The sequence below is a fragment of the Streptomyces justiciae genome, assembly GCF_015163075.1.
Taxonomy (GTDB): domain Bacteria; phylum Actinomycetota; class Actinomycetes; order Streptomycetales; family Streptomycetaceae; genus Streptomyces; species Streptomyces justiciae.
In genome coordinates this window covers 393241-402399 of record NZ_JADDXU010000002.1, presented here as the reverse complement: position 1 = coordinate 402399, position 9159 = coordinate 393241, and the positions used below count along the sequence as shown (strand labels likewise).

The 9159-nt window shown below is 72.4% G+C and carries 9 protein-coding genes; 5 read left to right on the top strand and 4 right to left on the bottom strand.

Annotation, left to right across the window (positions count from 1 at the left end):
* Window position 1: 1 nt before the first annotated feature.
* The gene (locus IQ210_RS05915; RefSeq protein ID WP_194077773.1) at window positions 2–1090 is read right to left on the bottom strand and encodes an alpha/beta hydrolase-fold protein; all 1089 of its coding nucleotides are present in this window, start codon (window positions 1088–1090) and stop codon (window positions 2–4) included.
* Window positions 1091–1183: 93 nt separating this feature from the next.
* On the opposite strand from IQ210_RS05915, the gene IQ210_RS05910 reads away from it, so the two are divergent.
* On the top strand, window positions 1184–1402 hold the full coding sequence (locus tag IQ210_RS05910; protein ID WP_194077772.1) for an MbtH family protein: 219 nt from the start codon (window positions 1184–1186) through the stop codon (window positions 1400–1402).
* Here the strand turns inward: IQ210_RS05910 and IQ210_RS05905 are convergent.
* The gene (locus IQ210_RS05905) at window positions 1377–3203 is read right to left on the bottom strand and encodes a glycoside hydrolase family 15 protein (RefSeq protein WP_194077771.1); all 1827 of its coding nucleotides are present in this window, start codon (window positions 3201–3203) and stop codon (window positions 1377–1379) included. The genes IQ210_RS05910 and IQ210_RS05905 overlap by 26 nt on opposite strands.
* A gap of 94 nt (window positions 3204–3297) precedes the next feature.
* Complete coding sequence (locus IQ210_RS05900; RefSeq protein ID WP_194077770.1) at window positions 3298–4077, bottom strand: DeoR/GlpR family DNA-binding transcription regulator; 780 nt, start codon at window positions 4075–4077, stop codon at window positions 3298–3300.
* A 129-nt stretch (window positions 4078–4206) separates the two neighbouring features.
* Between IQ210_RS05900 and IQ210_RS05895 the strand changes: the two genes are divergently transcribed.
* Window positions 4207–5097 carry an SIS domain-containing protein gene (locus IQ210_RS05895; protein ID WP_194077769.1) on the top strand — a complete coding sequence of 297 codons (891 nt, stop codon included), beginning with the start codon at window positions 4207–4209 and terminating at the stop codon, window positions 5095–5097.
* Between the two features lie 2 nt (window positions 5098–5099).
* A complete protein-coding gene (locus IQ210_RS05890) occupies window positions 5100–5960 on the top strand; it encodes a class II fructose-bisphosphate aldolase (protein ID WP_194077768.1) in 861 nt (286 codons plus the stop codon).
* Here the strand turns inward: IQ210_RS05890 and IQ210_RS05885 are convergent.
* Window positions 5950–7077 carry a methyltransferase gene (locus tag IQ210_RS05885; protein ID WP_194078190.1) on the bottom strand — a complete coding sequence of 376 codons (1128 nt, stop codon included), beginning with the start codon at window positions 7075–7077 and terminating at the stop codon, window positions 5950–5952. The two genes, IQ210_RS05890 and IQ210_RS05885, sit on opposite strands and share 11 nt — an antisense overlap.
* 125 nt (window positions 7078–7202) lie before the next feature.
* Here IQ210_RS05885 and IQ210_RS05880 point away from each other — a divergent pair, with 125 nt between their 5' ends.
* Together IQ210_RS05880 and IQ210_RS05875 are read left to right on the top strand one after the other, a co-directional pair.
* Window positions 7203–7844: an alpha-ketoglutarate-dependent dioxygenase AlkB family protein gene (locus IQ210_RS05880; RefSeq protein ID WP_194077767.1), complete on the top strand. Its 642-nt coding sequence runs from the start codon at window positions 7203–7205 to the stop codon at window positions 7842–7844.
* 36 nt (window positions 7845–7880) lie between these two features.
* Window positions 7881–9125, top strand: a complete 1245-nt coding sequence (locus IQ210_RS05875) for an ROK family protein (RefSeq protein ID WP_194077766.1) — start codon at window positions 7881–7883, stop codon at window positions 9123–9125.
* Window positions 9126–9159: the final 34 nt, after the last annotated feature.

Sequence of the window (9159 nt, the reverse complement as noted above, 5' to 3'; positions counted from 1 at the left end):
ATCAGCGCAGCACCCACGCCACATCCCTGAGCAGCGCGTGCCGCCACCCCGCCCGGTCATGCTCCGACGCCGACCGCGACACCCGTACGACCGCACCGCACCGCTCCGTCAGCGCCTCCACCCGTCCGCAGTGCGGGAGCATCCGCGTCTCGTGTTCCCCCACGTCGAAGGCAACCCGCAGTCCGGACGGGTCGGGCAGCCGGCGCAGGCGCTCGGCGAGGGCGCCACCCACGGTCCCCCCGAACGGATCCGCCGACTCCATCGCCCCCGGCGCCCACCAGAACGACCCCGACTGACAGGCGACGCGCGACACCAGCTCAGGGAACTCCAGCGCCGCGTACAGTGCGCTCAGCCCGCCGAGGCTCTGCCCGGCGACCACCAGCCGGTCCGGGTCGCCCGGCACGCCCGACTCCGCGACGAGCGGCAGCAGTTCGTCCCGGACGCCCTCCCACAGCTCGGGCCGGCACGCGTACTCGGTCCCCCGGTCCTTGGCCGGAAGGAAGACCAGCGTCACGGGAGGCATGTCACCACCGGCGACCGCCGACTCGAAGGCGGTCATGGCCGGATGCAGATACAGCCAGTCGTCCCCGTCCAGGAGCAGCACCAACGGCCCACCGCCGCCCACCGGATGAACGCGTACGGTACGACGCCCACCGAGCCGCTCGGAGGACCAGCGGAGCCGGGTGCGGGGCAGCGGCAGCACGTCGTCGGCCCCGACCAGGGGCCAGTGCGGCTGCGGCGGCGCGTCCGGCGTGGCCGCGATGGACCGGTCACCGCCCGCCCCGGCCGGGTTGAACGGGTCGGCGTACGCGATGCCGTCGACGAGGAACTGGTAAGTGACCCGCAGCCGTTCGGGCATCCGCACCTCGGCGTACCAGCAGTCCGTGTCGCCCCACCGGCGCAATGCCACCGGACCCGACCAGCTCTCGAAGCCGACGCTCGCCTCGGACCCGCGCCACAGGAACAAAGTCACCCAGCCGCCATCACCGGCGGGCACCGAGAGCGGCCCGCGCACCGTCGCCCAGAACGCGTCGGAGCCGGGCTCCTCCGCCAGCCCGAACTCGCCGAAGCCGAGGGCGTGCTGGGCCATGGACGACTCCTTGTGGGAGGGAAGGCGAAAAGCTACGCTCGATCCAATTAGGCGAGCCTAACCTAATGTTGACGTTCGCAGGAGGTACTCGACGTGAGCACCAACCCGTTCGACGACGCCGAAGGCCGTTTCCTGGTCCTGGTGAACGGCGAGGGCCAGCACTCGCTGTGGCCCGCCTTCGCCGGAGTCCCCGGCGGCTGGACGGTGGCCTTCGAGGAGAACACCCGGGACGCCTGTCTGGCCTACGTCGAGGCCAACTGGACCGACCTGCGCCCCAGGTCGCTGTTCAGCCCAGCGCCCGGTCCAAGTTGAACGCGGCGCTGATCAGCGCGAGATGGGTGAACGCCTGCGGGAAATTGCCCTGTTGCTCACCGGTGTGGCTGATCTCCTCGGCGTAGAGGCCGAGATGGTTGGCGTACGTCAGCATCTTCTCGAAGGCGAGCCGCGCCTCGTCGACCCGGCCGGCGTGCACCATCGCCTCGACGTACCAGAACGAGCAGATCGAGAACGTGCCCTCGTCGCCGCGCAGTCCGTCCGGGCTGGCCAGCGGATCGTAGCGGTAGACCAGCGAGTCCGAGACCAGCTCCTGCGTCAACGCGTCCAGCGTGGACAGCCACTTGGGGTCGGTCGGTGCGATGAACTTCGACAGCGGCATCATCAGCACGGCCGCGTCCAGCACGTCGCCGTCCTCGTGCTGCACGAACGCCTGACGCGCCTCCGACCAGCCACGGCTCATGATCCGCCGGTAGATGGTGTCCCGGCACTCCCGCCAGCGGGGCAGATCGGCGGGCAGACCACGCCGGTTGGCCATGCGGATCGCCCGCTCGATCGCCACCCAGCACATCAGGCGCGAGTACAGGAAGTTCTTCCGGCCGCCGCGGGTCTCCCAGATGCCCTCGTCGGGCTGGTCCCAGTGCGCGCACACCCACTCCACCAGCGAACAGACGTCGTCCCACTGGGCGCTGGAGATCGGCTTGGCCCACTTGTCGTAGAGGTAGATGGAGTCGATCAGGGCGCCGTAGATGTCGAGTTGGAGCTGGTCCGAGGCCGCGTTGCCGATCCGGACCGGCGCGGAGCCCTGATGCCCTTCCAGGTGCGGGAGTTCGGACTCGGTGAGGTCGGTGCGGCCGTCGATGCCGTACATGATCTGAAGCGGTCCGGACGGCTTGCCGTCGCCCGGACTGACGTGCTTGGTCACGAAGTTCATGAACGCCTCGGCCTCCTCGGTGAAGCCGAGGCGCAGCAGGGCGTAGACGCAGAAGGCGGCGTCGCGCACCCACACGTACCGGTAGTCCCAGTTGCGTTCGCCGCCCAGCTGCTCGGGCAGGCTCGTGGTGGGCGCGGCGACGATCGCGCCGGTCGGCGCGTAGGTGAGGAGCTTGAGGGTGAGGGCCGAGCGGTGCACCATCTCCCGCCAGCGGCCCCGGTACTTGGACTGCGACAGCCAGCGCCGCCAGTAGGCGACCGTGGTCGCGAACTGCTCCTCGGCCTCGGTCCGCGCGCACCGGCGCGGCGACACGTCCCCGCCGACCTGGTCCAGCGCGAACACCGCCGACTCGCCCTCCGCGAGCTTGAAGTCGGCGCGCGCGTCCAGGCCGTCCGTCTCCAGCGGCACGGTAGCGGTCAGGCCCAGCGACAGCTTGTCGGACTCGAAGACCGCCACGTCGCCGACCATGCGCAGCCGGTGCTGCTGCCGGCCGTAGTCGAAGCGCGGGGCGACCCGGGTCCGGAACGGGATCGAACCCCGTACGCACACCACCCGGCGGATCAGCCGGTGCCGCTCCACCTCGGCCTTCTCACCGTCGACGGGCATGAAGTCCTGGACCTCGCCGACCCCGTCCTCGGTGAAGAAGCGGGTGATCAGGACGTTGGTGTCGGGGAAGTAGAACTGCTTGGTCCGGGCCGGCACCGACGCCGCCAGCTCGAACGCGCCGCCCCGTTCCGAGTCCAGGATCGCCGCGAAGACGCTCGGCGCGTCGAAGGACGGGCAGCAGTACCAGTCGATGGTGCCGTCCGTGCCCACCAGGGCCACGCTGCGCAGATCGCCGATGAGACCGTGCTCGGCGATCGGCAGGTACGGCTGGTTCGGCTGGTTGGTCGATGGTCCGCTCATGGCAGCCTCCATGGAACCCAGCCTAGGTCGCTCCGGTAGCGCCGGTGTCGAGAACGAGTCGGACGGCGGCGGTCCGGGATCTTCGCCGGCCCTGTCAGACCGCGAGCACCCTGACACCCGCCTCCTCGAACCGCCGCACCGTCTCCGTGCCCACGGCCGTGTCCGTGACCAGAGTGTCCACCGTCTCGACCGCGCAGATCCGGGCGAACGCCCGCTGCCCCAGCTTGCTGGAGTCGGCGGCCACGACCACCCGCTCGGCCCGCTCGCACAGCAGCCGGTTGATCGCCGCCTCCGCCTCGTCGGCCGCGGCGGCCCCGTGCGTGACGTCGAAGGCGACCACACCGAGCACCGCGACATCGAGGGTGATCTGGCTCAGCACCCCGTCCGCGAGCGGCCCGATGAGCTCGTACGACTGCGCCCGCGCGACCCCACCGGTCACCACGATCTTGAACTGGGGGCGCACGGCCAGCTCGTTGGCGATGTTGAGCGCGTTGGTCACGACCGTCAGAGCGGGCGAGCCGGACGCGAGGTCGCTGCGCACGGCCAGGGCGCGCGCCACCTCCGTGGTGGTCGTCCCGCCGGTCAGCCCCACCGCCTCGCCGGGTGCGAGGAGATCCGCGACCGCCTTGGCGATGCGCTGCTTCTCGGAGGCGTGCCGGGCGGTCTTGTACCGCAGCGGCAGCTCGTACGACACCCCGTGCACGACCGCCCCGCCCCGCGTGCGCACGAGCATCTGCTGCTCGGCCAGCTGGTCGAAGTCGCGCCGGATCGTCGCGGCCGAGACCTCCAGCTCGGCGGCGGCCTCCTCGACCTCCAGCCGGCCGCGCTCCACGAGCAGTTCCAGCAGCGCCTTCCAGCGGGCGTCACGGGACATCCGCACCCTCCCATCCTCGATCACCCGGCGACCCTAGCGCACCCCGCACCCGTCCGAATGCTTGATTCTGCTCGAAAGCTCGCTATATCTTGCATAAACAATCATCGAAGCATAGGGAGGGGCAACGCCATGACGCATGTCGAGGACGAGCTGACGAGCCAGCCCGAGTGCTGGACCCGCGCGGCGGCCGAGGCGGGCGGACACGGCGGGGTGCTGCCGGTGCCGGGGGAGCGGGTCGCGATCGTGGGGTGCGGCACGTCGTACTTCATGGCGCAGTCCGCGGCCGCGCTGCGCGAGGGCGCGGGGCAGGGCGAGACCGACGCCTTCGCCGCGTCGGAGTTCCCGCAGGGGCGGTCGTACGACCGGGTCGTCGCGCTGACCCGGTCCGGCACCACCACCGAAGTCCTGGAGCTGCTCGGGCAGTTGAAGGGGCGGATACGCACCACGGCGATCACCGCCGACCCGCACACGCCTGTCATGGCGGCCGCGGACGACGTCGTCGTGCTGGACTACGCGGACGAACGGTCCGTCGTGCAGACGAGGTTCGCGACGACCGCGCTGACCCTGCTCCGCGCCCACCTCGGACTGCACACCGAGGCAGCCGTCGCCGACGCCCGCACAGCGCTCGCCGACCCGCTGCCCCAAGGCCTCGTGGAATGCACGCAGTTCACCTTCCTCGGTCGCGGCTGGACCGTGGGCCTGGCCAACGAGGCCGGGCTGAAGATGCGCGAGGCCGCACTGTCCTGGACCGAGGCCTACCCGGCGATGGAGTACCGGCACGGCCCCATCAGCATCTCCACCCAGGGCACCGCGACCTGGATGTTCGGCGAAGCGCCCGAGGGGCTGGCCGAACAGGTGCGGGGCACCGGAGCGCTGTGGGTGGACGGCGGCCGCGACCCGCTCGCCGAACTGGTCCGCGCCCAGCGGCTCGCCGTGGCCGTCGCCGCCGCCCGGGGCCTCGATCCGGACCGGCCGCGCCACCTCACCCGCTCGGTGATCCTCGCCGGCGCGCAGGAGTAGCCGTGCCTCTCGTCACCACCGGCGAACTGGTCGCCGCAGCCGCCGCCGCGCACTCCGCCGTCGCCGCCTTCAACGTCGTCACCCTCGAACACGTCGAGGCGGTCGTCGCCGGCGCCGAGTCGGCGGACGCCCCCGTCGTCCTCCAAGTCAGCGAGAACGCCGTCAAGTTCAGGCTCGGGCGACTGCACCCCCTCGCCCGCGCCGCCGCCGCGGTCGCCGAACGCGCCGCCGTACCCGTCGGGTTGCACCTCGACCACGTCCAGAGCGACGACCTGCTGCGGCAGGCGGCGGACGCCGGATTCAGCTCCGTGATGTACGACGCCGCCCGGCTGCCCTACGCCGAGAACCTCGCCGCCACCCGCGCCGCGGCCGACTGGGCGCACGCCCAAGGCCTGTGGATCGAAGCCGAGTTGGGGCAGGTCGGCGGCAAGAACGGCGCACCGCCGCTGGACGCCCACGCCCCCGGCGCCCGCACCGACCCCGCCGAGGCCCGCGCCTTCGTCGCGGACTCCGGCGTGGACGCCCTCGCGGTCGCCGTCGGCAGCACGCACGCCATGACGACCCGCACCGCGAGCCTCGACCACGACCTCATCAAACGCCTGGCCGCGGCGCTCGACGTACCGCTCGTCCTGCACGGCTCGTCCGGCGTGCCCGACGACGAACTCACTGCGGCCGTCACCGGCGGCATCACCAAGGTCAACATCGGCACCGCCCTCAACATCGCCCTGACCGGCGCCGTACGGGAGTACCTCGACGCCCACCCCCAGGCGGTCGACGCCCGCAAGCACCTGGGCGTGGGACGGGAGGCGATGGCGAGGGAGGTGGCGCGCACCGTCCGCCTGCTCGGCCGCGCTACTTCCTGACGGTCCTGAGCACCACGAACTTCGGGTCGCTGGCGACCAGTTCGCTGTTCCCGAACAGCCGCCGCAGCGTCACGTGGTACCCCAGATGACGGTTGCCGATCACCCACAGCTCGCCGCCCGGCCGCAACGCGCGCCGGGCGTCCGCGAACATCCGGCGCGCGGTGGTGTCGGTCGTGGCCTGGTGGGAGTGGAACGGCGGATTGTTGAGCACGAGGTCCACACTCCCGTCCGGCACCCCGCTCAGCCCGTCCCCGACCCGGAACTCGGCATGCCCCGGCACGCCGTTCGCCTTGTACGTCGCCTCCGCGGAGGCCACCGCCTGGAACGACTCGTCGACGAACAGCACCTCGGCCTCGGGATTGGCCAGCGCCACCGCCGTACCGACGACTCCGTTGCCGCAGCCGAGGTCCACGACGCGCCGGTTGCCCCTGCTGTCCGGCAGATGGCCCAGGAAGAACCGGGTGCCGATGTCGAGCCGGTCGGCACAGAAGACGCCCGCGTGGTTGACGACGGTGCGCCCGGAGACCGGCCCGACGCCCTCGGGCAGGGCGTAGCGGTACGGCCACGGGTTGGCGGCGTTCCCGCCGGACCCGTCCGGGGTGCTGAAGATCAGCCGCGCCTTCTTCTCGGCGAGGGAGGTCCGCGTCGGGCCGATGATCCGCTCGAAGAGCTTCAGCGTCGAGGTGTGGATCTCCTTCACCATGCCGGTGCCGACGACGACCGTGCCCTCGTGCACCCCGGGCGCGAGGCGCAGCAGCTGGTCCTCCAGCAGCGCCAGGCTCTTCGGCACCCGCACCAGCAGCACGTCGATCCGCCCCGGCGGCGGGTCCTGCGTCGTGAGCAGTCGCACAGCGCCGGTCTCGACACCGTTGCGGACGAGATTCGCCCGGGTCGCCTCCTGGCTCAGGTACGAGTCCGTGATCTGCGTCGGCCCGTGCGCGGCCAGCGCCGTGACCAGCGCGCCCCACCGGTCGCCCAGGACCACGACCGTGCCGGACAGGGGGACCTCCTGGAGGTGCCGCAGCAGATACTCGTCGGAGGCGTCCCAGGCACGCAGCCGGTCACGCGGGTCCTCAGGAAAACGGGCCAGCGTCAGCTCGCCCCAGGGCGTCGTCATACGGTCGTTCATCGTGCGTCCAGGCTAAGCGACCCCGGGAAAGGCCCAGGCACGCCCCCACGCCGCCCGGCACGCACTCTCGCCGGCGGAGCCGCAGCCAAGGGCTTCTTGGCACGATGGTGTCCATGGATGCCGAGCTGTTCCCCAGGTCCCGTGCCGAGGTGGTGCCGGGCGCGGTGCACGTGCCGGACTGGCTCGACGCCGGGCGGCAGCGGGAGCTGCTGGAGGCCTGCCGGGGGTGGGCCCGTCCGCCGGCCGGGCTGCGGACGGTGCGGACACCCGGGGGCGGCACGATGACCGCGCGGCAGGTGTGTCTGGGGTGGCACTGGTACCCGTACGGCTATGCCCGCACCGTCGTCGACGGCGACGGTTCCCCGGTGAAGCCGTTCCCGGCGTGGCTCGGGGAGCTGGGACGTGACGCGGCGCGGGAGGCACTCGGGGCGACACCCCCGCCGTACGACATCGCACTGATCAACTTCTACGACGGCGACGCCCGCATGGGCATGCACCGGGACAGCGACGAGGAGTCGGACGCGCCGGTCGTGTCCTTCAGCCTCGGCGACACGTGTGTCTTCCGGTTCGGCAACACCGAGACCCGGGCCCGGCCCTATACGGACGTCGAACTGCGCAGTGGCGACCTGTTCGTGTTCGGAGGGCCCGCGCGGCTCGCCTACCATGGCGTGCCGAAGGTGTACCCGGGCACGGCGCCGCCGGAGTTGGGGCTGACCGGGCGGCTGAACATCACGCTCAGAGTCAGTGGCCGCTAGGTCGCCCGCACTGCGGATCATGGGAGACTCGCCCTCATGAGCGGCAACGCGGACCCCCGGCCGGCGGGGGAAGGGACCACCTCGAGGACGCGGTTGGACCGGGGGCGCGGCGCGCTCGGGCCCGCACTGGAGCTCGTGCACACCGGACGCGCCCCGACCCGGGCCGTGCTCACCGCCGAACTCGGCGTGACACGGGCCACGGCCGGAGCCGTCGCCGCCGAGCTGGAGGCGCTCGGCCTGATCAGGGTGGACGCCCGGCCCGGCGCCGCCGCGGGTTCCCAGGGCCGGCCCTCGCACCGGCTCGCGGTCGCCGAGGACGGGCCCGTCGTCCTCGCCGCCCAGGTGCACGCCGACGGGTTCCGCGCGGCGCTGGTCGGGCTCGGTGGCCGTATCGCCGCGACCGCGCCCGCCCGCGAGACCGTCGACGCCGACCCGGCGAAGATCATCGGCTCGGTCGTCGAGGCAGGCGCCGAGCTGCTGCGCACCACCGGCCGCCACTGCGTCGGCGCCGGTCTCGCCGTGCCGTCCGCGGTCGCCGAACCCGACGGCACCGCCCTCAACCCGCTCCATCTGGCCTGGCCCGTCGGCGCCCCCGTCCGCCGGATCTTCGCCGAGTGCGTGCGCGCCGCCGGCATCACCGGACCGGCGTTCGCGGGCAACGACGTCAACCTCGCCGCACTCGCCGAGCACCGGCACGGCGCCGGACGCGGCGCCCGCGACCTGCTCTGCGTGGCCACCGGACACCGGGGCGTCGGCGGCGCGCTCGTCCTCGACGGCCGTCTGCACACGGGCAGTTCGGGCCTAGCCCTGGAGGTCGGCCACCTCACCGTCAACCCCGAGGGCCGCCCCTGCCACTGCGGCAGCCGCGGCTGCCTCGACGTCGAGGCCGACCCGCTCGCCCTCCTCACGGCCGCCGGGCGCGAGCCGGGCCCCGTGGTGTCGCTGCTCCAGCAGGCCAACGAACTGATCCGCGACCACTACGACGACCCCACCGTCCGCACCGCCGCCGAGACCCTCATCGACCGCCTGGGACTGGGCCTGGCCGGGCTGGTGAACATCCTCAACCCCGACCGCATCATCCTCGGCGGCCTGCACCGCACCCTCCTCGCCGCCGACCCCGACCGGCTGCGCGCGGTAGTCGCCGACCGCAGCCTGTGGGGGCAGAGCGGCGGAGTCCCGATCCTCGCGTGCACCCTGGACCACAACAGCCTGGTCGGCGCGGCCGAGCTGGCATGGCAGCCGGTGCTGGACGACCCGCTCAGGGCCCTGGGGCCTGCCTGACAATTCCCGTCTGCCCCGCGACGCCAGACAGGCC

Bases quoted from the DNA above. Each gene is read 5' to 3' on its own strand.
- IQ210_RS05915 (WP_194077773.1), bottom strand. From the start codon at position 1,090: ATGGCCCAGCACGCCCTCGGCTTCGGCGAGTTCGGGCTGGCGGAGGAG.
- IQ210_RS05905 (WP_194077771.1), bottom strand. From the start codon at position 3,203: ATGAGCGGACCATCGACCAACCAGCCGAACCAGCCGTACCTGCCGATC.
- IQ210_RS05900 (WP_194077770.1), bottom strand. From the start codon at position 4,077: ATGTCCCGTGACGCCCGCTGGAAGGCGCTGCTGGAACTGCTCGTGGAG.
- IQ210_RS05895 (WP_194077769.1), top strand. From the start codon at position 4,207: ATGACGCATGTCGAGGACGAGCTGACGAGCCAGCCCGAGTGCTGGACC.
- IQ210_RS05885 (WP_194078190.1), bottom strand. From the start codon at position 7,077: ATGACGACGCCCTGGGGCGAGCTGACGCTGGCCCGTTTTCCTGAGGAC.
- IQ210_RS05880 (WP_194077767.1), top strand. From the start codon at position 7,203: ATGGATGCCGAGCTGTTCCCCAGGTCCCGTGCCGAGGTGGTGCCGGGC.
- IQ210_RS05875 (WP_194077766.1), top strand. From the start codon at position 7,881: ATGAGCGGCAACGCGGACCCCCGGCCGGCGGGGGAAGGGACCACCTCG.